Below are 24,374 nucleotides of genomic sequence, written 5' to 3' on the forward strand. Positions count from 1 at the left end.
CCGCGGCTTACTTGAGCAGGCCGGCCGACTTGGCGGCGGCCTCGATGCCTTCGTAGTTCGAGGCCTGGGTGGGAATGAAGCGCGCGGCACGCTGCAGCTCCAGGATGGCCTTGTGCTCTGGCTTGGCCGGGTCCAGCGCCAGGAAGGCGTCGGTCAGCTTCTTGACCAGGGCCGGGTCCAGGTCGCCGCGCACGGTCCAGTTGTAGTCGAAGTAGGGCGGCGTGGTGGCGAACACGCGCACCTTGCTGGTATCGACCTTCTTGGTCTCCACCAGCTTGTCCCAGACCGATGCGTTGAGCACGCCGGCCTCGGCCTTGCCTGCGGCCACGAAGGCCACGGTGGCGTCATGCGCGCCGGAGAAGGCCACGGTCTTGAAGTCCTTCTCGGGGTTGATGCCGTCCTGCTGCAGGAAAAAGCGCGGCATCAGGCTGCCCGAGGTGGACGAGGGCGCGCCAAAGGCAAAGCTCTTGCCCTTGAGGTCGGCCAGGGTCTTGATGGCGGGGTTGGCCGTGATGAACTTGGAGGTGAACCTGGCGTCTTCCTCGCGCTGCACGATGGGGATGGCCGTGCCGTTGGTGCGGATCTTGGCCTGCACGAAGGTAAATCCGCCCAGCCAGGCCAGGTCCAGCTTGCGCGTGGCCAGCGACTCGACCACGGCGGCGTAGTCGGTCACCGGCGTGAACACCACCTTCATGCCGGTCTGGGCCGAGAGGTACTTGCCCAGCGGCTCGAACTTGCGCTGCAGCTCGGTGGGAGCTTCATCCGGGATGGCCGAGACGCGCAGCACGGCGGGTTCGGCGGCCAGCGCAGGCAGGCTGGACAGGGTGGAGGCGGCCAGCACGCAGGCAGCCGCCTGGCGCAGCGCCGAGCGGCGCGCAGGAATGTGGTTCATGGATGGGCTCCGTTCAATCAGCCACCGCCGTCCGGATACACGGCGGTTTAATAAGGCGCCCGGGGTTGACCCGGGCGCCGAAGGTACAAGGGCGGTACACCGACCGCTGAGGCTGCATTGTAGGGAGCGGGCTTTTCCGTTGGGGAGCGTCAGGCTTGAGCGGCGGACCTGCCGGCACAGCGCGGCCGCCGATCTTTTTCCCGCGTGCGCTGCGTTTGTGCACCGCCTGGGACCTTGCTTGGCCGGGGACTTGAACATGCGTTGCACCAAAATATCCATTATTGGTATGACCAATAAATATCCTGGTGCGTTATCTGCGCTATTTTAGGTGTTTACCCTGTTCATCTGCCCACTTGAAAGCTCTGAGAATCGCACCACTTCGCGCAATGGTCTGAATTTTGGCTTGATTGGTTGGACCAATTTGCCAATGGCCCACAAGGCGCCAGCGCGGGGAACACTCCCGGTCACCGTTGCAGCCAGCCAGCAGACATCCAGTGCGGATCGCACCGCATGCCAACGCTGCAACGAGAGGGAGTGGCCGACAAGGGGCGCTTACCGCGCCCTCCCCATCATCTAGAGACACGGTCATGCAAACCATCTGGCAGCAGAACTACGATCCCGCCGGGAACATCTGGATCTCGGCGCTGATCGCGCTGATTCCCATCATCTTTTTCTTCCTGGCGCTGACCAGGTTCCGTCTCAAGGGCTACCAGGCTGGCACCGTCACCGTGGCGCTGGCGCTGGGCGTGGCGCTGCTGTTCTACAAGATGCCCGTGAGCGCGGCACTGGCCTCGGCCGTGTACGGCTTTTTCTACGGCCTGTGGCCCATCGCCTGGATCATCGTGGCGGCCGTGTTCCTCTACAAGATTTCGGTCAAGACGGGGCAGTTCGACGTGATCCGCTCGTCCATCCTGTCGGTCACTCCCGACCAGCGGCTGCAGCTCATCCTGGTGGGCTTTTGCTTCGGCGCCTTCCTGGAGGGCGCGGCCGGCTTCGGCGCGCCCGTGGCCATCACGGCCGCGCTGCTGGTGGGCCTGGGCTTCAAGCCGCTGTATGCGGCGGGCCTGTGCCTGATCGCCAACACGGCGCCCGTGGCCTTCGGCGCCATGGGCATTCCCATCATCGTGGCGGGGCAGGTCTCGGGCGTGGATGCATTCGCCATCGGCCAGATGGCCGGACGCCAACTGCCCTTCATGACGGTGCTGGTGCTGTTCTGGCTGATGGCCATCATGGACGGCTGGCGCGGCGTCAAGGAAACCTGGCCGGCCGTGCTGGTGGGCGGCGGCTCCTTCGCCGTGGTGCAGTTCCTCACGGCCAACTACATCGGCCCCGAGCTGCCGGACATCACCTCGGCCATCGTCTCGCTGGTGGCGCTGACGCTGTTCCTCAAGGTCTGGCAGCCCAAGCGCATCTTCCGTTTCGACACGGAAGGCGAGGGCGGCAAGGCTGCTGCCATTGCGAAGACAGCCAAGGCGGTCAAGGCTCCCGCCGCCGCTTCCGGTGCACCGCTGACGGCCGGTGCCGTCATCAAGGCCTGGTCGCCCTTCATCATCCTCACGGCCATGGTGACGGTCTGGAGCATCAAGCCCTTCAAGGCGCTGTTCGCCGCAGGCGGCCCGCTGGCCTCCACCGTCATCAACATCCCCGTGCCCTTCCTGCACAACCTGGTGGAGAAGACGCCCCCCGTCGTGGCCGCCGCTGCGCCCTACGGCGCGGTCTACACCTTCAACTGGCTGCTGGCCACCGGCACGGCCATCCTGATCGCGGCGCTGATCACCATCACCTTCACGCGCCTGTCTCCCGCCAAGGCCGTGGCCACGCTGGGCGAGACCTTCAGGGAACTGGCTGTGCCGATCTACTCCATCGGCATGGTGCTGGCCTTCGCCTTCGTGGCCAACTACTCGGGCCTGTCGGCCACGCTGGCCCTGGCGCTGGCACACACGGGCCAGGCGTTCACGTTCTTCTCGCCCTTCCTGGGCTGGATCGGCGTGTTCCTCACGGGCTCGGACACTTCGGCCAACGCGCTGTTCGCCGCGCTGCAGGCCACCACGGCGCAGCAGCTGGGCCTGCCCCAGGTGCTCACGGTGGCGGCCAACACCACGGGCGGCGTGACGGGCAAGATGATCTCGCCCCAGTCCATCGCCATTGCCTGCGCGGCCGTGGGCCTGGCAGGGCGCGAGTCGGACCTGTTCCGCTTCACGGTCAAGCACAGCCTGATGTTCGCCGTGATCATCGGGGTGATCACGACGCTGCAAGCCTATGTGTTTACGTGGATGATTCCGGGTCATTGAAAACACCCGAGAGTTCCCCCATGCGCGTTGCCGATCAAGTTGTCGAGAAATTGCTTGCCCTGGTGCAGGCCAGCGGAGTGCAGCCCGGACAGCGGCTGCCCGCGGAGCGGCAACTGGCGGCCGAGCTGGGCGTCTCGCGCACCTCGGTGCGCGAGGCCATACAGAAACTCACCAGCCAGGGCGTGCTGGTGGCGCGGCGCGGCGATGGCACCTACCTGCAGGAGCCGGCGCCGGCTGCCGAGCCTGCGGACTGGCTCAAGGACGCCATGCGGCCGCTGGCCGGCCTGATGGAGTCCGATTCCCACTACCGCTACGACGTGCTGGAAACCCGCCACGCGCTGGAGACCAGCACGGCCTGGCTGGCCGCCCAGCGCGCCACGCCGCAGGACAAGGACCATATCCAGCGCTGCTTCGAGGTGATGATCCAGCACCAGCAAAGCGGCCACGCCGAGCTGGCGGCGCGCGCCGACGCGCAGTTCCACCTGGCCATTGCCGAGGCTTCGCACAACCTGGTGCTGGTGCAGGTCATGCACAGCCTGTTCACCGTGGTGCTGTCCACGGTGGAACGCAACCGCCACGACATGTTCCGCCTGAGCGCGCCCCAGACCCTGCAGGAGCTGACCGTGCAGCACCAGAGCCTCATGCAGGCCATCCTGGACGGCGACCCGCAGCGCGCCCGCGAATGCATCGGCGAGCACCTGGAGCATGTGCGCACCACCATCCAGCGCCTGGACGAGGACCGCGCGCGGCGCGAGCGCTCCATGCGGCTGCCTCTGGACGCCGCGCCTGCGCTGCTGCCCACTTCAGACCTGATACGAAAGACATGAGACACCCATCATGATCATCTCCTCCACCTCCGACTACCGTGCGGCGGCGCAAAAGCGCCTGCCGCCTTTCCTGTTCCATTACATCGACGGCGGCGCCTATGCCGAGCAGACGCTGCGCCGCAATGTCGAGGACATGGCCGCCGTGGCGCTGCGCCAGCGCGTGCTCAAGGACATGAGCCGGCTGGACACCAGCATCGAGCTGTTCGGCGAGAAACTGTCCATCCCCGTGGCGCTGTCGCCCGTGGGCCTGACGGGCATGTACCGCCGCCGCGGCGAAGTGCAGGCCGCGCGCGCGGCCGACGCCCATGGCATTCCGTTCACCATGTCCACGGTCTCGGTCTGCCCCATCGAAGAGGTGGCGCCCAAGATCAAGCGCCCCATGTGGTTCCAGCTCTATGTGCTCAAGGACCGGGGCTTCATGCAGAACGCGCTGGAGCGTGCCCAGGCGGCCGGCTGCTCCACCCTGGTCTTCACCGTGGACATGCCCGTGCCCGGCGCGCGCTACCGCGATGCGCATTCGGGCATGAGCGGCCCGAATGCCGCCATGCGCCGCTACTGGCAGTCGGTCACGCATCCGGCCTGGTCCATGGACGTGGGCCTGCTGGGCCGCCCGCATGACCTGGGCAACATCTCGGCCTACCGGGGCAGCCCCACGGGCCTGGCCGACTACATCGGCTGGCTGGGCGCCAACTTCGATCCCTCCATTTCCTGGAAGGACCTCGAATGGATACGCGCCTTCTGGAAGGGGCCCATGGTCATCAAGGGCATCCTGGACCCCGAGGACGCCAAGGACGCGGTGCGCTTTGGCGCCGACGGCATCATCGTCTCCAACCATGGCGGCCGCCAGCTCGACGGCGTGCTGTCCTCGGCCCGCGCGCTGCCGGCCATTGCCGATGCGGTCAAGGGCCAGATCAAGATCCTGGCCGACTCCGGCATCCGCAACGGCCTGGACGTGGTGCGCGCCATCGCCCTGGGCGCCGACTGCGCCATGATCGGCCGCGCTTTCATCTACGCGCTGGCCGCTGCCGGCGAGGCCGGCGTCAAGCACCTGCTGGAGCTGCTGGAAAAGGAGATGCGCGTGGCCATGACGCTGACCAGCGTCAGCAAGGTGGCAGACATCACCGGTGACCTGCTGGTGCGCGAAGCATGAGCGCGCCGGCCATCTCCGCCATGCCCCAGGTGTCCCGCGAAACCCTGCTGCAGCAGCTGCGCCAGGCCGTGGGCGCGGCCCATGTGCTCACCGACGACCAGGCCACGCGCCGCTTCCGCAAAGGCCACCGCACGGGCGAGGGCCCGGTGCTGGCCGTGGTGCGGCCCGCGACGCTGCTGGAGCAGTGGAAGGTGGTGCAGGCCGCCGTGGCGACCGGGCGTATCGTCATCATGCAGGCCGCCAACACGGGCCTGACGGGCGGCTCCACGCCCGACGGCGCGGACTACGACCGCGAGATCGTGCTCATCAACACCTTGCGCATCACCGGCGTGCAGGTCATTGGCGGCGGCGCCCAGGTGGTCTGCCTGCCCGGCGCCACGCTGGACCGGCTGGAGCAGGCGCTGGCGCCGCTGGGGCGCGAGCCGCATTCGGTGATCGGCTCGTCGTGCATCGGCGCCTCGGTGCTGGGCGGCATCTGCAACAACTCGGGCGGCGCCCTGGTGCGGCGCGGCCCGGCCTATACCGAACTGGCGCTGTACGCGCGCGTCTGCGGCGACGGCTCGCTGGAACTCGTCAACCACCTGGGCATCGCCCTGGGCCGCACGCCCGAGGAAATCCTCACGCGGCTGCAAAACGGCGACTACACCGAGTCCGACATCGCCCACGATGCGCAGCGCGCCGCCTCCGACCCGCGCTATGCCGATGCCGTGCGCGCCGTGGACGAGGACACGCCCGCGCGCTTCAATGCCGACCCCTCGCGCCTGTTCGAGGCCTCGGGCTCGGCCGGCAAGCTGTGCCTGTTCGCCGTGCGGCTGGACACCTTCCCCAAGGAGCCCAGCACCGTCTTCTATATAGGCAGCAATTCGCCCGACGACCTCACGGCCGTGCGCCGCGAGCTGCTGACCGCGCTGCCGCGCCTGCCGATCGCCGGCGAGTACATCCACCGCACGGCCTACGACATCGGCGAGAAATACGGCAAGGACACCTTCCTGCTGATCGACCGCTTCGGCACGGCCAGGGTGCCGGCCGCCTTCGCCCTCAAGAGCCGCATGGACGGCTTCTTCGAACGCTTCGGCCTGCGCGGCGTCACCGACCGCGTGATCCAGGCGCTGACCAACCTGCTGCCCAGCCACCTGCCCGCGCGCATGCGCCAGTGGCGCGACCGCTATGAGCACCACCTGCTGGTGCGCGTGTCCAACGACACGGCCGAGGCCACGCGTGAATTCCTCACGCGGCACTTCAGCGGCAGCACCACGGGCGGCTGGTTCGAGTGCGATGCCGACGAGGGGCGCAAGGCCTTCCTGCACCGCTTCGCCATCGCGGGCGCGGCCATCCGCTACCGCGAGGTGCACCGCGCCCAGGTGGAGGACATCGTGGCCCTGGACGTGGCCCTGCGCCGCAACGACCGCGAATGGGTGGAGCAACTGCCCGCCCAGGTCGAGCGCGACATGGTCCACAAGCTCTACTACGGCCACTTCTTCTGCCATGTCTTCCACCAGGACTACATCGTCAAGAAGGGCGTGGACCCGCTGGCCATGGAGCACCGCATGTGGGAACTGCTGGACGCGCGCCGCGCCGAGTACCCGGCCGAGCACAACGTGGGCCACTTGTACGTGGCCAAGCCCGCGCTGGCAGGCTTCTACCGCGAACTGGACCCCACCAACACCTTCAACCCCGGCATAGGCCACACCTCGCGCAAGCTGGGCTGGGAGGAGTGTTGTGACCGGCCGGGGGGATGGCCCAAGGGGTATTCGGAGGCCTCCTGAAGCCAGGTGCAGGCGGGCCAGGGAGCGGCCCGCCGTATCCGACTCACAGATTGATGAACACTGACTTGGTCTCCAGATAGGCATCCAGCGCCGTGCGGCCCATGTCGCGGCCCATGCCGGACTGCTTGTAGCCGCCGAAGGGCATGCCCGGGTCCAGGGTGCTGTGGCAGTTGACCCAGACCGTGCCGGACTGGATCTTGGGGATCAGCCGGTGGACCTTGGACAGGTTGTTGGACCAGATGCTGGCGCCCAGGCCGTAGGGCGTGTCGTTGGCCCAGGCGGCGACTTCGTCGAGGTCGTCATAGGGCATGGCCACGAGCACGGGGCCGAAGATTTCCTCGCGGGCCACGCGGTGGTCGTGCTGCACGCCGGTCATCACCGTGGGCTGCACGAAGTAGCCGCGCTGGCCTGCGCGGGCGCCGCCCGTCACCACCTCGGCGCCCTGGCTGCGGCCTATGTCGATGTAGCTGCAGACGCGCTCCATCTGCTCCTGCGAGACCAGCGGGCCCATCTGCGCGCGGGGGTCCAGGCCATGGCCCAGGGTGAGCCGGGCGGCCTGGTCGGCCACGTCGGCCACCACGCGGTCGAACATGCTCTTGTGCACGTACAGGCGCGAGCCCGCGCAGCAGACCTGGCCGTGGTTGAAGAAGATGGCATTGGCCGCACCCGCCGCAGCCGTGGCGGGGGCGCAGTCGTCGAGCACGATGACGGGGGACTTGCCGCCCAGCTCCAGCGTGATGCGCGTCATGTTGTCCATGCAGGCATGGCCGATGAGCTTGCCCACCTCGGTCGAGCCCGTGAAGCTGACCTTGTTGACCAGCGGGTGCGAGACCAGGGGCGCACCCGTGCCGGGGCCGTCGCCCGTGACCACGTTGAACACGCCGGGCGGAAAGCCCGCTTCCTGGATCAGCTCGGCCAGCATCAGCGCGGTCAGCGGCGTCTGCTCGGCGGGCTTGAGCACCAGGGTGCAGCCTGCGGCCAGCGCGGGCGCCAGCTTCCAGCTGGCCATGAGCAGGGGGAAGTTCCAGGGCACGACGGCGGCGACCACGCCCACGGGCTCGCGCCGGGTGTAGGTGAACATCTGCGCCTCGGGCGCGAAGGGCACGGAGTGCTCGTGCGTCATGCCCTCGATCTTGGTGGCCCAGCCGGCCATGTAGCGGATGGAGTCTATGGCCATGGCGATGTCCACGGCGCGCGCAATGGCGGCGGACTTGCCGTTGTCCAGCGATTCGACCTCGGCCAGGGCCTGGGCATGGGTCTCCATGAGGTCGGCCAGGCGCAGCATCAGGCGCTCGCGCTCCACGGGGCGCATGCGGCCCCAGGGGCCCAGGTGCAGCGCGCGGTGGGCGGCGCGCACGGCCAGGTCCACGTCCGCCGGGCCGGCGCTGGCGACTTCGGCGAGCACGGCCTCGGTGGCCGGGTTGACGGTGGACAGGCGCTGGCCGGTCCGGGCCGCCACCCATTGGCCGTCGATGAAGAGGTCATGCGTGCCCCGGTTGAGGAAGGCGCTGGCGCGCTCGGTGATCTGGTGCTGGATGTCGCTGAGGTTCATGGTGTGCTCCTTGGGGGTGAACGGGAGAAAGGGGGGTGTGGGATCAGAAAACCTGCAGCAGGCGCAGGTTGATGCGGGCGTTCTCCTTGAAGCCCTGGCGCACATGCAGGTCGCGGCCCACGGTGGCCAGCAACTGCGTCTTCGGCGCGACAAAGACCGCGCCGCCGAAAGAGACCTTGGTGGTGGACTGGCGGTCGCCTTGCGACACGCCGTTGACCTGGGTCTCGCCGCCCGTCAGGTGCGACAGGCCCAGGCGCAGGTCCGAGGTCTCCGACAGGTGGTAGCGCAGCAGGCCCTGGAACTGGAACTGCGCCTTTTGCTTGAGCGTGGCGCTTTGGGCGCCGAAGTCGTCGTTCTTGCCGAAGACGGTGACATCGGCCGCCAGGTCCATGGTCACGCGCTTGCCCAGCGGCTTGATCCAGCCGGCCTGCAGGGCGGCCTTCCAGCGGTTCTCGCCCAGGCTCAGCGGATCGTTGCGGCTGTACTGGCCCGTGGGCAGCCAGACAAAGGGGGTGATGCCGAAGTGCTCCTTGTCGCCGGGCTTGGTCAGCCACAGGGTGGCGGCCAGCATCAGGTCGCCCACGCCGGTGTTGCTGCCCATGGCCGCGATATCGCGCGATGCCGACAGGCGCCCGAAGGGCAGCAGGAACTGCGGGTCGATCACGTAGTCGCCCAGCTTCATGAAGTGCACGCCGCGCGCTATGCCGATGTCCGAGGTCAGCCTCGGCCGTATCGGCGCCTGCTCGCCATTGGCATAGAGGCGGTCGCGCGTGGCGTGCTGGTAATAGACCATGCCCAGCGTGGTGCCGGGCGGCAAGGCGGTGTAGTCGCCCGCGTCGATATCGACGGCGTGGGCGTTGAAGCTGGCGCATGCGGCCATGGCTGCCAGGGCCAGGGATGCGCGGGTGAAGGGCTTGGATGGCATGGCGAAGAGTCCGGTCCGGTGTTTTCAGGCAAAGCCCTGCCCAGGCCTGCTGCAGGACAGCAGGGCCGGGGAGGGGAATGGGAGGTTGGGGGAGGGGAGGAGGGCGGCTCGCGTTGGCTACTTGGGCCGCACCGCGTCAGCCGTGCCCTGGATGAAGGCCTTGATCTTTTCCACGTCTTCCATGCTCAGCTTGCCCGTGAAGTCCGGCATGCCGCGCGACATGGCCGGGCCCTTGAAGATGAACTTGTCCAGGTGCTCGATATAGGCCGGGTCCAGGTAGCCCAGGTTGGGCAGGTTGCCGCCGCGATCCACGCCGGGCACGCCGTGGCAGAAGGCGCAGTTGCTGACATACAGGGCCGTGCCTTCGGCCACCAGGCTCTTGTCGTAGGGCACGCCCTGCAGCAGCTTGCCCTGCTGGTAGGCGACGAAGGCAGGCGCCTCGGCCTTGCCGTCCAGCGCGAAGGTGTAGACCGTGCCCGGGCCCTTGCGCTCGGTGTGGCGCGCGGCCAGGCCGTAGACGCCACCCCAGCCCACGGCGATGGAGACGTACTGCCGGCCATCGACCTCATAGGTGATGGGTGCGGCCACCACGCCCGTGCCCGTGGGCTTCTCCCAGAGCTTCTTGCCGTTGCGCGCGTCATAGGCCACGAAGCGGCCGTCGGCCGTGCCCTGGAACACCAGGTTGCCCGCCGTGGCCAGCGTGCCGCCGTTCCAGGGCGAGGCATGCTCCACGCGCCAGCGCTCCTTCTGTGCCACCGGGTCCCAGGCGATCAGGCGGCCGAAGGGCGTGCTCTTGGGCGGCTCCATGTTGACCAGCGTGGCCGTATTCCAGCCGATATTGCTGTGCGGCTCGGGCAGGGAGCCGCCGTTGAACTTCCAGTTCTTGTTGTCCTGCAGGGTCAGCGGCACATGCTGGGCCGGCAGGTAGGCCAGGCCCGTGTCGGGGCTGTAGGACATGGAATGCCAGTTGTGCGCGCCGAAGGGGCTGGGGATCACGTCGCGCGCGCGGTCGCCGCTGCGCGCAATCGGCGTCTCGATGGGCCGGCCCTTGGCGTCGTAGCCGCTGGCCCAGTTCACATCGACGAAGTTCTTGGCCGAGATGAACTGGCCGTTGGTGCGGTCGATCACGAAGAAGAAGCCGTTCTTGGGCGCATGCAGGATGACCTTGCGCGGCTTGCCGCCCACCTTGATGTCGGCCAGCACCATGGGCTGGGTGGAGGTGAAGTCCCAGCTGTCGCCCGGCGTCTCCTGGTAATGCCAGACGTACTCGCCCGTATCGGGGTTCAGCGCCACGATGCTGGCCAGGTACAGGTTGTCGCCACCGGCCGGGCTGCGCTTGGCTTGCGCCCAGGGCGAGCCGTTGCCCGTGCCGATGTACATGAGGTTGAGCTCGGGGTCATAGGCCATGGTGTCCCAGGCCGTGCCGCCGCCACCGGCCTCCCACCACTTGCCGGCCGGGTCCCAGGTCTTGGCGGCGCGGGCCATGGCCTCGTTCTCGAAGGGCTTGGACGGGTCGCCTGGCACGGTGAACCAGCGCCACTGCTGGGCACCGGTCTCGGCGTCATAGGCCGTGACATAGCCGCGCACGCCGTACTCGGCGCCGCCGTTGCCGATCAGCACCTTGCCCTTGATGACGCGCGGTGCGCCCGTGATGGTGTACGAGAAGGCGCGGTCGATGATGGTGTCCTGCTCCCAGACCTTCTGGCCCGTGGCCGCGTCCAGCGCCACCAGGCGGCCATCGAAGGCGCCCACATACACCTTGCCCTTGTAGACCGCCACGCCCCGGTTGACCACGTCGCAGCAGCCCTTGAAGCCGTTGGCACGGTCCACGCCGGGGTCGTAGCTCCACAGGCGCTTGCCGGTGCGCACGTCCACCGCATGCACCACGCTCCAGCTGGCCGTGACGTACATGATTCCATCGACCACCACGGGCGTGGACTCCACGCCGCGCGTGGATTCCAGGTCATACGACCAGACCAGGCCCAGCCGCTTCACATTGGCCGTGTCCAGCTGCCTGAGTTTGGAAAAGCGCGTCTCGCTGTAGTCCATGCCGTAGCTGGGCCAGTCCTTGGAGCTGCGCGCGTTGTCGCGGATGCTCTGCGAGTCGATGCGCGAGGTGACGGCGCGTATGTGCTCGGGCGAGCCTTTGCTTGGCAGGCCGGCCTGTGCCAGCGTGGCGCCGGGAAGGGCCAGTGCCAGGCCGGCGGCCAGCAGCGTGGAGGAAAGCACGTGGGTCTTCATGTTGTCTCGTCTCCTGTGTGGTTTGTTTTTGCGTGCATGGCGCTGGGGGCAAGGGCACCATGGGGGAGACGATAAAAAAAGCGGCCTTCGGTCACAACATTCGGACTTTCCCGGGGGCGGATGTGTACCGCCGTGGAACAGCTCAGAACGTCCGGCTGACCGTCACCCCGGCCGATAGCCCGCGTCCGGCACCCGGCTCGAAGTACCGCTGGTTGCCCTCGTTGACGATGACCGACCCTGCAAAGCGCCGGTCGAACAGGTTGTCCAGCCGCACAAAGGTCTGGGCGCTCCACTGCTGCCATTGCCGTGACCAGCGCAGGCTGGAGCCCCAGACGGTGTAGCCGGCCGCGCGGTCGGTGTTGCGGTCGTTCACGGCCACGGGGCCGCTGTGCAGCATGTCCACGGTCCAGGTCCATTGCGGCGACAGCTGCCAGGCCAGCTCGCTCCACAGGCGGCGCGGCGCGGTGCCGGCCAGGCGCGCGCCGGCATCCACCGGGGCGGTGGGCGTGGTGCAGGGCGTGGCCTCGCAGGTCAGGAAGCTGTCGCGGTAGCGGGCCTGCAGCAGGGTCAGGGCGGTGCTGGCCGTGAGCGGCTCCCATTGGGCATTGCCCGAGAATTCCAGCCCCCGGCGCAGCGTGCGGCCTGCGTTCTGGTAGGTGGCGCGCCCGCCCGTGTTGGACAGCACGGTGAGTTCGCGCTGGGTATGGGTCTCGAACAGCGTGAGGTTCCAGCCCGCGTTGCCGTGGCGTCCGCGCAGGCCGACCTCGACGGTGTTGTGGGCGCTGGCGGCCAGGCCGGTGTTCAGGCCGCTGTTCATGCCATTTTGGCCGCCGGGCCGGTAGGCCACTTCGTTGAGCGTGGGCGTTTCCATGCCCCGACCCACCGATGCGTGCGCCACCAGCTCCGGCAGCAGGTTCACGCGCAGGCCCAGCGAGGGCAGCCAGCCGCGCCAGGCCATGCTGCCGCTGTCGTCGCCATTGCCGGCTGTGATGTAGTGGTCCTCGGAGCGGTAGCGCACGCGCGCCTGGCGCAGGCCGGCGCTCAGGGCCAGGCTCTGCGTGCTCCATTCAGCCTGCAGATAGGGGTCGGCGGAGCGCGCCTGGTTGCGTTCGTCGCGGCGCAGCCGGCCCTGCACGCCGAGCTGGCTGCCGATGAAGTTCTCGTAGCCGCGCCGGGTCTCGCCCTGCCAGTCGTAGGCCAGGCCCGCCGACCAGTCCAGCCGGCCGCCGGCCACGTCCTCATGGGTGCTGCGCCAGCGCAGGTTCATGCCCGCGTAGTCGCGGTCCAGGTCGATCACGCCGCCTGAATGCGAGGGCGGTGCCTGCGTGGCCACGGGAATGGACTGGTACTGCAGCACGGAACGCGTACCCGCATAGGCCATGAGTTCCAGGCGCTGGCCCGCGCCGAACTGGTGCTGCCAGGCGGCGCCCAGCTGGCGCTGGCGCACGCTTTTGCGCGTATTGAAGCGCAGCGCGCTGGCCGTGGTCTGGCCGGGGTCGGCCTCGAACTCGGCGCGCGTCAGGCCCAGCGGGTCCTGGGCGCTGGCGCGCTGCTCCTGGTACTGCAGCAGCCATTGGTCATCTCCTTGCTGGCGCGACAGTTTCATGTGGGCCGTACTGCGGTCTGCGGCCGATTGGGGGCGCATGCCGTCAGTGGCGAAGCGCTCGATGTGGATGGTATAGCGCCATGGGGCGGAGCCGCCATCCGCCTGGTCCGGCTTTCCGCCCCCGATCGTGCCGCGCAGCTGGGTGGACAGGCGCCACAGCCCGTCCGGCCCCACGGCCATGCCGCTGCGCCACAGGCCCGGTTCCTCGCCGTCTTCGGTGTACAGCAGCAGTGCGCCGCCTGCGCTGTTGCCATAGAGCACGGCGGCCGGGCCGCGCACCACGTCCAGGCGCGCGGCGTTGCCCAGCGTGAAGTTGGCGGCCTGGCCCTGGCCGTCGGGCGCGCCTGCCGGAATGCCGTCCACGTAAAGGCGCAGGCCGCGCACGCCAAAGGTGGAGCGCGCACCGAAGCCGCGCACCGAGATCTGCAGGTCCTGTGCGAAGTTCTGGCGGTTCAGCACCACCAGGCCCGGCACGCGCGCCAGGCTTTCGGACAGGTTGACCTGCATCTGCCCCTCGCGCAGCACCGTGCCGTCCACGCTATCGATGGCGGCCGTTGCGCGCCACAGGTCGGGGCCGGCGCCGGGCTGGCTGGCCGTGATGACCACGGGGGCGAGCAGGGCCTCGCTGGAGTCCTGCGCTGCGTCCGCCGCGTGGGCGGGTAGCGCGTGCAGGGCGTGCAGCGTGCAGGCCAGTGCGGCGCCCAGGGTGGGCAGGGCGGGCCGGGGGTGTCTTGTGCTGTGTGGGGAGCGTGTCATTGCGGGCGGGCCTGTGGCGATGCCCGAGGTTACCGAGCCCGGCAAGCCGTTCCAACACGGGTGATTTCCCTAGTGCTGTCCTGTGCCGTGGCGGAACAACAATCGCGGCAGTTTTGATGTCCGTCATGCAACAGCCGCCTCCCGCCCCACTGCCCTCCAATCCCTTCTATGCCTCGCGCCAGGACCGGGTGGCCCTGGCGCGCGAGCGCTATTTCGAGCGTGGCGAGCGCCCCTCGGGCCTGGTGTCCGAGCCCGTGCTGCAGTCCTGGACGCGCTGCCTGGGCGCCAGCCGCAGCCCCGACGAGAAGATCAGCTTCGACCCGGTCAGCAAGATCCGCACGGCCACCTTGCTGACCCACAACCGCGCGCTGATCGAGGCGGCGCGCGACCCCATCGCCGAACTCGAAACCGTGATCGCGGGCAGCCAGGCGCGCGCCATGCTCACCTGCAGCGAGGGCGTGGTGCTGATCGCCTCGCGCCCCACGCCGGGCGACGGCCCGCTGCTGCTGACGGCCGCGCGCGTGGGCGTGAACATTGCCGAGGATGCCGTGGGCACGGGCGCACCCGGCGTGGCCGTGCGCACGGGCGAGGTCTGCCATGTGCGTGGCGGCGAGCATTTCTTTCGCTGCCTGGCCTCGCTGCACTGCGCGGCCGCGCCCGTGCGCGACGCCAGCGGGCGCACCGTGGCCATGCTGGACCTGAGCAGCGAGGCGGGCCCCTTTCGCTTCGATGCGGGCGCCATGGCCCACATGTACGCCACCTGCATCGAGAACCGGCTGCTGGTGGGCGCCGCCCGCATGCACCTGCTGCTGCGCTTCCAGTCCAGCCGCAGCATGTTCGGCACGCCGCTGGAAGGGCTGGCCGCCGTGGATGGCGGCGGCATGGTGCGCTGGTTCAACGGCGTGGGCGCCCAACTGTTCGACTGCCCGCGCAGGCCCGCCGAAGGGGTTGCGGCCGAAGAGGTCTTCGGCCTGGGCCTGAACCAGTTGCTGGAGCTGGCCCACCACGGCCAGGCGCGCCCGCAGATGCTGCCCACGGGGCTGACGCTGTGGATGGAGGCGAGGCTGGATGAGGCATCTTCCCAGGTCGAGGAGATGCTGCCGGCCATCGAGGCCCTGCCGCCGCCCGCCGAGGCGCCGTCCGAGGCACCGTCCTCCCTGGGCGAGGCCAGCCGCGAGCTGATCGAGCAGGCCCTGGCCCGCTGCCAGGGCAATATCTCGCAGGCCGCCCGCATGCTGGGCGTCTCGCGCGGGCTGCTGTACCGGCGCCTGCGCGAATGGGGCAGGGCCTAGGCCGTCTGGCCTATGCCGGAACGGCGGCCAGCGCGCCGCGCATCCATTCGATGAAGACCCCCGCCTGGGCCGGCAGCGCACGCCCTGCAGCGGGCACGGCGCGCAGGCCGCCCTCGAAGGGCACGAAGCCATGGGGCGCCACCAGCAGCCCCTCCTGGAGCTCGCGTGCGATCAGCCGCTGCTCCACGAGGGCAACGCCCAGGCCCGACAGTGCTGCCTCTATGCACAGGTGGGTGTGGGGGAACGCCAGCGTCTCGCCCAGGGCCACGGGCTGGCCCGTCAGGGCTTCCCACTGGTTCCATGCGCTGGCCGTGTACTCATGTGCAATGCGCGCGCGATTGGCGGGCCGGCGCCGGGCATAGGCCGGCGTGCAGACGGCGCCGAAGTGCACGGGCGCCAGTTCGATGGCGCGGCGGCGGTCGGCCTCGGCGTAGGTGGACAGGTCCCAGGCAATGATCAGGTCGGCGCCCTCGTGGCGCATCTCGCGCGCCGAGGTCATGGACAGGCGGATGCGGATATGCGGGTGGCTGCGGTAGAACACCGCCAGCTGCGGCACCAGCCAGCGCATGGCAAAGGTGGCGCTGCAGGCCACATGCAGCCCCGGCGCCTGGGCGTCGCGCGCCAGCTGGGCATAGGCGGCCTCCAGCTGGTCGAAGGCCGTGCGCACCGAGGCATGGAAGGCGGCGCCGGCCTCGGTCAGGCGCAGGCCCGTGCCTTCTTTCTCGAACAGCGCCGCGCCCGCGTGCTCCTGCAGCAGGCGCAGGTGGCGGCTGATGGCGCCGTGGCTGCGGCACAGTTCCTCGGCCGCGCGGGTCACCGAGCCGGTGCGGGCAATGGCCTCGAAGGCGCGCAGGGCGGCCAGCGGCGGCAGTTGTCTCATGGCAATCAATTCGTCAGAAAAGCTGACGCATGGGCAGAAAAACTGCATTGTCCCGTATCGTCGTGATTTCTAGCATGGGTGCCTGTGCATTGGAGTTTTGCAGGCTTGCCAGCTCCTTTGCACAGTTCAATTTCTTGACGAAAAGGAGTTTCCATGCAGATCACCGATATCGCGGCCCATGAGGCGCTGGACAGCCGGGGCCATCCCACCGTGGAGGTCGAGGTCGAGCTGGAGGACGGCGCACGCGGCCTGGCCCTGGTGCCCTCGGGCGCCTCCACGGGGCGGCATGAGGCGCTGGAGCGGCGCGACGGCGATGCCTCGCGCCACCTGGGCAAGGGCGTGCTGGGGGCGGTGCAGGCCGTCAACACCGAGCTGCGCGATCTGCTGCGCGGCATGCAGGCCGACGCCCAGGGCCGTATCGACACGGCCATGATGGCGCTGGACGGCACGCCCGGCAAAAGCCGGCTGGGCGCCAACGCGCTGCTGGGCGTGTCGCTGGCCGTGGCCCGCGCGGCGGCGGCCAGCCAGCGCATGCCGCTGTGGCGGCACATGGGCGGTGCCCAGGCGCGCGTGCTGCCCGTGCCCATGATCAATGTCATCAACGGTGGCGCCCATGCCGACAATCCGCTGGACTTCCAGGAGTTCATGCTGCTGCCGGTGGGGGCGGACAGCTTCGGTGAGGCGCTGCGCATGGGCGCCGAGGTCTTCCACACGCTGCGCCATGCCCTCAAGGCCGCAGGCCACAGCGTCAACGTGGGCGACGAGGGCGGCTTTGCGCCCGCCCTGCGCAGCGCGCCCGAGGCGCTGGACCACCTGATGGCCGCCATCGAGCGCGCCGGCCTGCGCCCCGGCAGGGACATCGCCCTGGCCCTGGACCCTGCGGCCAGTGAATTCCATGGCGAGGACGGCTACCGCTACGCGGGCGAGGGCCTGGTGCGCAGCCGCCAGCAGCAGGTGGACTACCTGGCGCAACTGGTGGAGCACTACCCCATCGTCTCCATCGAGGACGGCATGGCCGAGGACGATATCGAGGGCTGGCAGGCCCTGGGCCGGCGCCTGGGCGGACGCTGCCAGCTGGTGGGCGACGATGTGTTCTGCACGAACCCCGGCCTGTTCGAGGGCGGCATTGGCCGGGGCGTGGGCAACGCCATCCTGGTCAAGATCAACCAGATCGGCACGCTGACCGAAACCTGGGACGTGCTGCGCCTGGCGCATGGCGCGGGCTATGGCGTGGTGATGTCGCACCGCTCGGGCGAGACCGAGGACACCAGCATTGCCGACCTGGCCGTGGCCGCCCAGTGCGCCATGATCAAGACCGGCTCGCTGTCGCGCGCCGACCGCACGGCCAAGTACAACCGGCTGCTGCGCATCGAGCGCGAACTGGGCCCGGCCGCCGTCTATGCGGGGCGCCGTGCGCTCAAGGGCCGGGCGGGTCAGGAAGCCGTGTCGGCCGCTGCGGGTGTTGCGGGGGTTGCGGGCGCCCTGTAGACCAGCACCTTGAGGCTGCGCTCGGCGTCGATGTCGGCGAAGGTGGCCGGATTGGCCAGGCGCTCGACGAACTCCAGCTCGGGGGCCACTTCCTGCATCTGCGATGTCAGGAACTGCGTGCCCATCTCGGGCGCGTTCAGGCACAGCAGCACATGGCCGCCGGGGCGCAGCAGGTCGGGCAGGCGGCGCATCAGGCGGGCATAGTCCTTGGTGGCGACGAAGCTGCCCTTCTGGTAGCTGGGCGGGTCCACCACGATCAGGTGGTACGGCCCGCCGCGCGTGATCTTGCCCCAGCTGCTGAAGATGTCGTGGGCCAGGAAGCTGGCGCCCGACAGATCGTTGAGCCGGTGGTTCTGCTGGCCCGTGGCCAGCGCGCCCTGGGCCATGTCCATGTTCATCACATGGCGCGCGCCGGCCTGCAGGGCCACCACCGAAAAGGCGCAGGTGTAGGCGAACAGGTTGAGCACCTTGATGCCATGGCGGTGCTCGGGATGGTTGGCCACATGCGCGTGCACCCAGCGCCGGCCTTCGGCCATGTCCAGGAACAGGCCGTGGTTCTGGCCGCGCAGCACCTGCACGCGGTAGCGCGTGCCGGCCTCGGTGACGATGTGCGGGTCTGGCACTTCGCCGGCCATGAGCCGGGTTTCGGCGGGCGCGGCGGGCTGGCGCAGCTGGTAGACCCAGTTCAGGGGCTGGCCCGGTGCCAGTTCGCTCCAGCGCAGTGACAGCGCCGTGCCGATGGCGGCCAGGGCGTCTTCGTCCAGCGGCTGGAAGCTGGTGAGCACCAGCACGGGCGGAAAGGCATCGAGCACCAGATGCTCGCAGCCCGGGTACAGGCCGCCACGGCCGTGGAAGATGCGTTGGGCGTCGGAGGGCAGGGCCATCCGGGCGATGGCGTCGAGCAGGGCTTGCATGGGAAGGGCTGTGTCTGGCAGGGGTGCCGGGCATGCCCGGTGGAACCGCTTGGAACCAGGCAGGGGCCGACGAAAAGGTCTGCCAGTGTATGCAGTTTGGGGCCCAGCCCAGGCAAACCCGGGCTCAGGCCCCATTCAGCGGTGCCGCGGGCAGGTTCAATGCCGCCAGCCGCGGCGCACCTCGAAGAAGCTGCACTCGCCATCGCCCAGGCCCTGCATGCCGGCCTCGGTGGCGGCGCGGGCGGCTTTCATCCAGCGGGTGAAGGCGAGCTTGGCGTCTTCGCTGATTTCCTCTGGAGGCATGTCCTCCAGCCCCTGTACAAGCGACAGGGTTTCGCTGACCTGCTCGGCACTGCCGAGCTGGCGTTCGAGCACGCGGGCATAGCGTGCCTCGGCCTTGTTGCGTTCCTGCTCGGGCAGGTTGGGGTAGTCACACAAGGTGACGGTGAAGGCGGCTTCTTGCATGTCCATGGTTCATGAGATGAGGATGATGACTGGCGAAATATACAGTAATAACTGGCTGCACATCCAGTATTTATCCAGTGTTTTTTTACAGTGTCGTGCCGGTGGGGTCGCTGCGGGCAGCGGTGGCAGCCATGCGGCCACAATCGCCTGCAAGGAGAAAACCACCGCCATGACGAACGAATCGACCACGGGCAGCCCGGCCTGGGACCCCGAAGCCACGGGCCATGCGCTGTTTGCCACGCGCTTGGGGCCCTGCGGCGTGGCCTGGGGCGACTGCGGCCTTGCGGCCTTTCAGTTGCCCGAGGTGGACGGCCCGGCTGCCACGCGCACGCGCATGCTGCGCGGCGTGCAATCGCGCAGGCCCGGCAGCTATGCGGCAGCGGTGCGCGCCGAGGACCTGCCGGCCAGCGTGGCACAGGCCATCGCCGGCGTGCAGGTGCTCATGGCGGGCCATGGCGAATGGACCGTGGAGCCTTCCGCGCCCAGCGCGCAGCAGTTGCGTGACGGCCCGGTGCTGCCCGACCTGCGGGCACGGCGCATGCTGCCCGCAGGCCAGGCATTGCCGGATCTGGCCGAGCTGGCGCTGGACTGGCACGGCGTGTCGGAATTTCACCGCCGCGTCTACGAGCTGACGCGTGCCATCGCTCCCGGCCATACGCGCACCTATGGCGAGATCGCGCGCGAGCTGGGCGAGGTGGGCCTGTCGCGCGCCGTGGGACAGGCGCTGGGCCTCAACCCCTTCGCGCCCGTGATTCCCTGCCACCGCGTGCTGGCCGCCGGCGCCCAGCCGGGCGGTTTTTCGGGCGGCGCAGGTGCGCTGACCAAGCTGCGCATGCTGGAGATCGAGGGTGCGGCCTGGGGCGGCACGCGCTCGCTGTTCGGGGATTGACGGGCCGGACACGCATGTGACATGCGGCACGGCGGGGCGGCTTGCACAATCGCCGCTGCAGGCCGTCCCGGCAAGGGAGGGCCGCCCTCCATTCCACCCATGACCGGCACACAAGACCCGGACCAGGAGACAGACGAATGACTCGCAATGTGCAGCAACTTTTCGACCTCACCGGCAAGACCGCTCTGGTGACCGGCGGCTCGCGCGGCCTGGGCCTGCAGATGGCCCATGCGTTGGGCGAGGCGGGCGCCAGGATCATGCTGAGTTCGCGCAAGGCCGCCGACCTGGAGGAAGCCGCCGCCGAGCTGCAGGCCGCCGGCATCGACGCCCGCTGGATTGCCGCCGACTGCGCCAACGAGGCCGATATCGAGCGCCTGGCCGCCGAGACGCTGGAGCGCCTGGGCCAGGTGGACATCCTCATCAACAACGCGGGCGCCAGCTGGGGCGCGCCGGCCGAGGAGCACCCCGTGGCCGCCTGGGACAAGGTGATGAACCTCAACGTGCGCGGCTACTTCCTGCTGAGCCAGCAGATCGCGCGGCGCAGCATGATCCCGCGCAAGACCGGGCGCATCATCAACCTGGCCTCCATCGCAGGCCTGGGCGGCAACCCTCTGGGCATGAAGACCATTGCCTACAACACCTCCAAGGGAGCCGTCATCAACTTCACGCGCGCGCTGGCCGGCGAGTGGGGCGTGCATGGCATCACCGTCAACGCCATCTGCCCGGGCTTTTTCAAGACCAAGATGGCCAGCGTGCTGATCGAGACCCTGGGCGAGGACGAGATGAAATCCCATGCCCCGCTGCGCCGCCTGGGCGACGACGAGGACCTCAAGGGCCTGACCCTGCTGTACGCCAGCGACGCGGGCAAGCACATCACCGGCCAGTGGATGGCCGTGGACGGCGGCGTCAGCGCCCTGGTGGGTGGCTGAACGCGGTGGCGCTGCTGCCGAGGTGACAGTTTTTCCCGCAGATCGTGCCGCCGCGCGCCATGGTGCCTTCGGGCGCCCTTATGCTCGCCTGCATTGCGATCTGAACTGGAGAATTTCGTGCTGGATTTTGGCCACCCCATCCCCTTCGTCGACCACCTGGGTTTCACCCTGCACCGCATGGAGGACGGGGAGTCCGAACTGCGCTTCGAGGCGCGTCCCGAGCACCTGAACACCTTTGACGTGACCCACGGCGGCGCCACCATGACCCTGCTGGACGTGACCATGGCCGTGGCCGCACGCAGCCTGCAGCGCGACATGGGCTGCGTGACCATAGAGATGAAGACCAGCTTCATGCAGCCGGCGCGCGGCCCCCTGGTGGCCAAGGGCGTGGTGCTGCACCGCACGCGTTCCATGGCCTATACCGAGGCGCGCGTGTTCGATGCCTCGGGCCGGCTGTGCAGCCATGCGACCGGAACGTTCAAGTACATGCCGCGCGTGGCCAAGCCGGCCGCCGCCGAGACAACCCTCGCCACGGACTGATCCGCACGGCGAATTTGCCAGATACCCAATGCCACACGCCAGCCCCGGCAGCACCGGGAACTGGTTCCATTGTTTGTGATGCCACCGGAGGTTTTCCCATGCCCGTGAACCAGCAGATCCTGCTCGACAACCGCCCCGAGGGCGAAGCCGTGGAAAGCAATTTCCGCCTTGTCAGTACCGAGACCCCGGCGCTGGCCGAAGGCCAGGTGCTGGTGCGCCACCACTACCTGAGCCTGGACCCCTACATGCGCGGCCGCATGAATGACAGCAAGAGCTATGCCCAGCCCCAGCCGCTGGGCGAGGTCATGATCGGCGGCACCGTGGGCGAGGTGGTGGAAAGCCGCCATCCCAAGTTTGCCGTTGGCGACAAGGTCGTGGGCATGGGCGGCTGGCAGGAATACAGCGTGGTCGATGGCGATGCGCCCGGCATGCTGCGCAAGGTGGACACCACCCATGTGCCGCTGTCGCACTACCTGGGCGCCGTGGGCATGCCCGGCGTGACGGCCTGGTACGGCCTGGTCAAGATCATCGCCCCCAAGGCCGGCGAGACCGTTGTGGTCAGCGCCGCCACGGGCGCCGTGGGCAGCGCGTTCGCGGCCCTGGCCAAGGCACGCGGCTGCCGCGTGGTGGGCATTGCGGGCGGCCCCGAGAAGTGCCGCTACGCCACCGAGGAGCTGGGCTTCGACGCCTGCATCGACTACCGCGAGCACCCCGACACCAAGACCATGGCCAAGGCGCTCAAGGACGCCTGCCCGCAGGGCATCGACGGCTACTTCGAGAACGTGGGCGGCTACATCCTCGACGCCGTGCTGCTGCGCACCAACGCCTTTGCGCGGATCGCGCTGTGCGGAATGATCGCGGGCTACGACGGCAAGCCGCTGCCCATGACCAATCCCGCGCTCATCCTCGTCAACCGCATCCGCATCGAAGGCTTCATCGTCAGCGAGCACATGGAAGTCTGGCCCGAGGCGCTGCAGGAACTGGGCCGCCTGGTGGGCACCGGCAAGCTGCGCCCGCGCGAGAGCATTGCCGAAGGCATTGCCTCCGCACCCTCGGCCTTCCTGGGCTTGCTCAAGGGCAAGAACTTCGGAAAGCAGCTTGTGAAGCTCACCCCCTGAGTCGCTTCGCGCCTTCCCCCTCTCTACTCGCTTCGCGAGGGAGGGGGACGACACCCTCGGTGCGGGGCGGCCCTTCCTCGGTGTCCCTGAGGCGGGCTCTGCCAGTGCCAGGAGGGAGGGCTGTGTACGGGCCAGGGTTAATTGCCAAATCCTTCCACAAGAACATCAGGACAAGACAAGGAGACAAGGGAATGATCAAGAACTTCAAGGGCAAGACGGCCGTGCTGACGGGCGCGGGCTCGGGTTTCGGCCTGGAGTGCGCGCGCATTGGCGCGAAGCTGGGCATGAACCTGGTGCTGGTCGATGTGCAGCAGGAGGCGCTGGACAAGGCTGCCGCCGAGTTCGAAGGGCAGGGCGTGCGTGTGCTGGCACGCCGCGTGGATGTGTCCGACGCAGCCCAGATGCAGGCCCTGGCCGACGAGGTGCGCCAGCAGTTCGGCGCGCCGCACTTCGTGTTCAACAACGCAGGCGTGGGCGCGGGCGGGCTGGTCTGGGAGAACACGCTGGAAGATTGGCAGTGGGTGCTGGGCGTCAACCTCTGGGGCGTGATCCACGGCGTGCGGCTGTTCACGCCCATGATGCTGGAGGCCGCCAAGGCCGATCCGTCCTTCGAGGGCCACATCGTCAACACGGCCAGCATGGCCGGGCTGCTGGCGCCTCCCAACATGGGCATCTACAACGTCAGCAAGCATGCCGTGGTCAGCCTGACCGAGACGCTGTACCAGGACCTGGCCCTGGTCTCCGACCAGATCAGCGCCAGCGTGCTGTGCCCCTTCTTCGTGCCTACGGGCATCAGCCACAGCGAGCGCAACCGGCCCAGCCATCTGGCCGCCCAGCCGCTGACGGCCAGCCAGAAGATCGGCCAGGCCATGAGCGAGAAGGCCGTGGGCTCGGGCAAGGTCACGGCCACCGATGTGGCGCAGAAGGTCTTCGACGCCATTGCGGCCAACCATTTCTACATCTACAGCCATCCGCAGGCCCTGGGTTCGGTCCAGACCCGCATGGAGGATGTGGTGCAGGGCCGCAACCCCACCGACCCGTTCGCGCACAAGCCCGAACTGGGCGCCAGCCTCAAGGCCTCGCTGCGCGCGGCCTGAGCGTCAGTCCTCTTCGTCCGGGTCCGGCCTGTGGGGGGCTGGCCTGGCGGGAGCCTCGGCCTTTTCATCGGGCGGCGCGGAGGGCAGGGGCCGCACCAGCCGGACCATGAGCTGGTTGCCGCGCCCCATGTCGGGCCGCGTCTCCAGGCTGTCGAGGTCAATCGCCCAGGCCTGCTGGGCAGACAGCTGCGTACCGGCGCTGCCCGAGATGTTGCTGTAGTTGTAGGGATTGACGGGCCGTGCGTTCACCGCTGCCGTGCCCGTCCAGTGCCAGCCGCGCGGCGCGCCCGGGAACAGCTCGGGCGACAGGCCTTGCGGCCGTATATCGCGCGAGATCAGCCGGCGCATCTCGTTGACGCGCGGCAGGCGCCAGCGCACGCCGTCCTGCTTGGCCCGCTCGGCGGCCAGGGCCTGCGCCTGCTTGTGCGTGAACAGCTCCGGCAGGCCCGCGCAGGTCTTGCCATTCCAGTGCATGCCTTCCACGCAGCGCGGCCACAGCAGGCGGGCGCGGCGGTCGATCACGTCGCGGCCGTCTTCGGACACTTCCAGCATGGCAGTGGCGCCGGCCTTGGCGTCACCGCGGGCCTGCGGCGGCGCCGCATGGGCCGGGCCCTGCATGCACGCGCCCAGCAGCAGGGCGGCAAGCAGGGGCCTTGGCAATGCGTTGAGGGTCGGCAGGAAGAGGGGCGTGGATGAGTGCATGGGGTGTCTATGCTGCTGTGTTGGCAATCTCGTATCCGAGCGTAACAGGGTTGC

Annotated in this window: 20 protein-coding genes; 11 read left to right on the forward strand and 9 right to left on the reverse strand. The window is 68.8% G+C overall.

The features are described 5' to 3' along the window. Positions 1-7: 7 nt before the first annotated feature. Positions 8-892: a putative selenate ABC transporter substrate-binding protein gene (locus ACN20X_RS15695; protein ID WP_016452887.1), complete on the reverse strand. Its 885-nt coding sequence runs from the start codon at positions 890-892 to the stop codon at positions 8-10. Between the two features lie 587 nt (positions 893-1,479). Here ACN20X_RS15695 and lldP point away from each other — a divergent pair. Genes lldP through dld form a run of 4 tightly spaced genes read left to right on the forward strand, consistent with a single transcriptional unit; the run spans position 1,480 to position 6,926 of the window. Then, positions 1,480-3,183, forward strand: a complete 1,704-nt coding sequence (gene lldP / locus ACN20X_RS15700) for an L-lactate permease (RefSeq protein ID WP_133073004.1) — start codon at positions 1,480-1,482, stop codon at positions 3,181-3,183. Positions 3,184-3,203: 20 nt separating this feature from the next. After that, positions 3,204-4,010, forward strand: a complete 807-nt coding sequence (gene lldR, locus ACN20X_RS15705) for a transcriptional regulator LldR (protein WP_016446781.1) — start codon at positions 3,204-3,206, stop codon at positions 4,008-4,010. A 10-nt stretch (positions 4,011-4,020) separates the two neighbouring features. Further along, complete coding sequence (lldD, locus tag ACN20X_RS15710; RefSeq protein WP_016452885.1) at positions 4,021-5,160, forward strand: FMN-dependent L-lactate dehydrogenase LldD; 1,140 nt, start codon at positions 4,021-4,023, stop codon at positions 5,158-5,160. Continuing rightward, positions 5,157-6,926, forward strand: a complete 1,770-nt coding sequence (gene dld / locus ACN20X_RS15715) for a D-lactate dehydrogenase (protein WP_016452884.1) — start codon at positions 5,157-5,159, stop codon at positions 6,924-6,926. Before lldD ends, dld begins: the two co-directional genes overlap by 4 nt. Positions 6,927-6,969: 43 nt before the next feature. Here dld and ACN20X_RS15720 read toward each other — a convergent pair whose 3' ends face one another. The 4 genes from ACN20X_RS15720 to ACN20X_RS15735 all read right to left on the reverse strand — a co-directional run bounded on the left by ACN20X_RS15720 (position 6,970) and on the right by ACN20X_RS15735 (position 14,006). Then, a complete protein-coding gene (locus ACN20X_RS15720; protein WP_473209558.1) occupies positions 6,970-8,478 on the reverse strand; it encodes an aldehyde dehydrogenase family protein in 1,509 nt (502 codons plus the stop codon). Positions 8,479-8,521: 43 nt separating this feature from the next. Then, the gene (locus ACN20X_RS15725; RefSeq protein ID WP_016452883.1) at positions 8,522-9,403 is read right to left on the reverse strand and encodes a transporter; all 882 of its coding nucleotides are present in this window, start codon (positions 9,401-9,403) and stop codon (positions 8,522-8,524) included. Positions 9,404-9,520: 117 nt separating this feature from the next. Then, positions 9,521-11,644, reverse strand: a complete 2,124-nt coding sequence (locus tag ACN20X_RS15730) for a PQQ-dependent dehydrogenase, methanol/ethanol family (protein WP_133074245.1) — start codon at positions 11,642-11,644, stop codon at positions 9,521-9,523. A 142-nt stretch (positions 11,645-11,786) separates the two neighbouring features. Further along, a complete protein-coding gene (locus ACN20X_RS15735) occupies positions 11,787-14,006 on the reverse strand; it encodes a TonB-dependent receptor domain-containing protein (protein ID WP_473209559.1) in 2,220 nt (739 codons plus the stop codon). Positions 14,007-14,131: 125 nt separating this feature from the next. Between ACN20X_RS15735 and ACN20X_RS15740 the strand changes: the two genes are divergently transcribed. After that, positions 14,132-15,298, forward strand: a complete 1,167-nt coding sequence (locus tag ACN20X_RS15740) for a helix-turn-helix domain-containing protein (protein WP_223275274.1) — start codon at positions 14,132-14,134, stop codon at positions 15,296-15,298. A 10-nt stretch (positions 15,299-15,308) separates the two neighbouring features. Here the strand turns inward: ACN20X_RS15740 and ACN20X_RS15745 are convergent, their stop codons facing one another. Next, positions 15,309-16,226 (reverse strand): LysR substrate-binding domain-containing protein, encoded by a 918-nt coding sequence (locus ACN20X_RS15745; protein WP_016452879.1) that lies wholly within the window; start codon positions 16,224-16,226, stop codon positions 15,309-15,311. A gap of 105 nt (positions 16,227-16,331) precedes the next feature. Between ACN20X_RS15745 and eno the strand changes: the two genes are divergently transcribed. Then, positions 16,332-17,666, forward strand: a complete 1,335-nt coding sequence (eno, locus tag ACN20X_RS15750) for a phosphopyruvate hydratase (protein ID WP_016452878.1) — start codon at positions 16,332-16,334, stop codon at positions 17,664-17,666. Here the strand turns inward: eno and ACN20X_RS15755 are convergent. Next, entirely contained in the window at positions 17,612-18,580 is a 969-nt protein-coding gene (locus ACN20X_RS15755; protein WP_016446791.1) for a class I SAM-dependent methyltransferase, read from the reverse strand. The two genes, eno and ACN20X_RS15755, sit on opposite strands and share 55 nt — an antisense overlap. A 156-nt stretch (positions 18,581-18,736) precedes the next feature. Beyond that, complete coding sequence (locus ACN20X_RS15760; protein WP_016446792.1) at positions 18,737-19,051, reverse strand: hypothetical protein; 315 nt, start codon at positions 19,049-19,051, stop codon at positions 18,737-18,739. A gap of 163 nt (positions 19,052-19,214) precedes the next feature. Between ACN20X_RS15760 and ACN20X_RS15765 the strand changes: the two genes are divergently transcribed. From ACN20X_RS15765 to ACN20X_RS15785, 5 genes are all read left to right on the forward strand, one after another. Continuing rightward, positions 19,215-19,934 carry a methylated-DNA--[protein]-cysteine S-methyltransferase gene (locus tag ACN20X_RS15765; protein WP_016452877.1) on the forward strand — a complete coding sequence of 240 codons (720 nt, stop codon included), beginning with the start codon at positions 19,215-19,217 and terminating at the stop codon, positions 19,932-19,934. A 137-nt stretch (positions 19,935-20,071) separates the two neighbouring features. Next, the gene (locus tag ACN20X_RS15770) at positions 20,072-20,863 is read left to right on the forward strand and encodes an SDR family oxidoreductase (protein ID WP_016452876.1); all 792 of its coding nucleotides are present in this window, start codon (positions 20,072-20,074) and stop codon (positions 20,861-20,863) included. A 117-nt stretch (positions 20,864-20,980) separates the two neighbouring features. Further along, positions 20,981-21,403 (forward strand): PaaI family thioesterase, encoded by a 423-nt coding sequence (locus ACN20X_RS15775; protein WP_016446794.1) that lies wholly within the window; start codon positions 20,981-20,983, stop codon positions 21,401-21,403. Positions 21,404-21,501: 98 nt separating this feature from the next. Then, positions 21,502-22,521 carry an NADP-dependent oxidoreductase gene (locus ACN20X_RS15780; protein WP_016452875.1) on the forward strand — a complete coding sequence of 340 codons (1,020 nt, stop codon included), beginning with the start codon at positions 21,502-21,504 and terminating at the stop codon, positions 22,519-22,521. A gap of 191 nt (positions 22,522-22,712) precedes the next feature. Then, positions 22,713-23,618 (forward strand): SDR family oxidoreductase, encoded by a 906-nt coding sequence (locus tag ACN20X_RS15785; protein ID WP_047218264.1) that lies wholly within the window; start codon positions 22,713-22,715, stop codon positions 23,616-23,618. A gap of 3 nt (positions 23,619-23,621) precedes the next feature. Here the strand turns inward: ACN20X_RS15785 and ACN20X_RS15790 are convergent, their stop codons facing one another. Next, positions 23,622-24,320 (reverse strand): Lcl C-terminal domain-containing protein, encoded by a 699-nt coding sequence (locus ACN20X_RS15790; RefSeq protein WP_160853375.1) that lies wholly within the window; start codon positions 24,318-24,320, stop codon positions 23,622-23,624. Positions 24,321-24,374: the final 54 nt, after the last annotated feature.

The organism is Delftia sp. PX-1 (genome assembly GCF_055797465.1).

What these genes read in the sequence shown, in the direction of transcription:
- ACN20X_RS15785 (WP_047218264.1), top strand. Translation starts at nt 22,713, where the DNA reads ATGATCAAGAACTTCAAGGGCAAGACGGCCGTGCTGACGGGCGCGGGC.
- lldD (WP_016452885.1), top strand. Translation starts at nt 4,021, where the DNA reads ATGATCATCTCCTCCACCTCCGACTACCGTGCGGCGGCGCAAAAGCGC.
- lldP (WP_133073004.1), top strand. Translation starts at nt 1,480, where the DNA reads ATGCAAACCATCTGGCAGCAGAACTACGATCCCGCCGGGAACATCTGG.
- dld (WP_016452884.1), top strand. Translation starts at nt 5,157, where the DNA reads ATGAGCGCGCCGGCCATCTCCGCCATGCCCCAGGTGTCCCGCGAAACC.
- ACN20X_RS15730 (WP_133074245.1), bottom strand. Translation starts at nt 11,644, where the DNA reads ATGAAGACCCACGTGCTTTCCTCCACGCTGCTGGCCGCCGGCCTGGCA.
- ACN20X_RS15755 (WP_016446791.1), bottom strand. Translation starts at nt 18,580, where the DNA reads ATGCAAGCCCTGCTCGACGCCATCGCCCGGATGGCCCTGCCCTCCGAC.
- eno (WP_016452878.1), top strand. Translation starts at nt 16,332, where the DNA reads ATGCAGATCACCGATATCGCGGCCCATGAGGCGCTGGACAGCCGGGGC.
- ACN20X_RS15745 (WP_016452879.1), bottom strand. Translation starts at nt 16,226, where the DNA reads ATGCAGTTTTTCTGCCCATGCGTCAGCTTTTCTGACGAATTGATTGCC.
- ACN20X_RS15735 (WP_473209559.1), bottom strand. Translation starts at nt 14,006, where the DNA reads ATGACACGCTCCCCACACAGCACAAGACACCCCCGGCCCGCCCTGCCC.
- ACN20X_RS15765 (WP_016452877.1), top strand. Translation starts at nt 19,215, where the DNA reads ATGACGAACGAATCGACCACGGGCAGCCCGGCCTGGGACCCCGAAGCC.
- ACN20X_RS15725 (WP_016452883.1), bottom strand. Translation starts at nt 9,403, where the DNA reads ATGCCATCCAAGCCCTTCACCCGCGCATCCCTGGCCCTGGCAGCCATG.
- lldR (WP_016446781.1), top strand. Translation starts at nt 3,204, where the DNA reads ATGCGCGTTGCCGATCAAGTTGTCGAGAAATTGCTTGCCCTGGTGCAG.
- ACN20X_RS15780 (WP_016452875.1), top strand. Translation starts at nt 21,502, where the DNA reads ATGCCCGTGAACCAGCAGATCCTGCTCGACAACCGCCCCGAGGGCGAA.
- ACN20X_RS15760 (WP_016446792.1), bottom strand. Translation starts at nt 19,051, where the DNA reads ATGGACATGCAAGAAGCCGCCTTCACCGTCACCTTGTGTGACTACCCC.
- ACN20X_RS15770 (WP_016452876.1), top strand. Translation starts at nt 20,072, where the DNA reads ATGACTCGCAATGTGCAGCAACTTTTCGACCTCACCGGCAAGACCGCT.
- ACN20X_RS15695 (WP_016452887.1), bottom strand. Translation starts at nt 892, where the DNA reads ATGAACCACATTCCTGCGCGCCGCTCGGCGCTGCGCCAGGCGGCTGCC.
- ACN20X_RS15790 (WP_160853375.1), bottom strand. Translation starts at nt 24,320, where the DNA reads ATGCACTCATCCACGCCCCTCTTCCTGCCGACCCTCAACGCATTGCCA.
- ACN20X_RS15720 (WP_473209558.1), bottom strand. Translation starts at nt 8,478, where the DNA reads ATGAACCTCAGCGACATCCAGCACCAGATCACCGAGCGCGCCAGCGCC.
- ACN20X_RS15740 (WP_223275274.1), top strand. Translation starts at nt 14,132, where the DNA reads ATGCAACAGCCGCCTCCCGCCCCACTGCCCTCCAATCCCTTCTATGCC.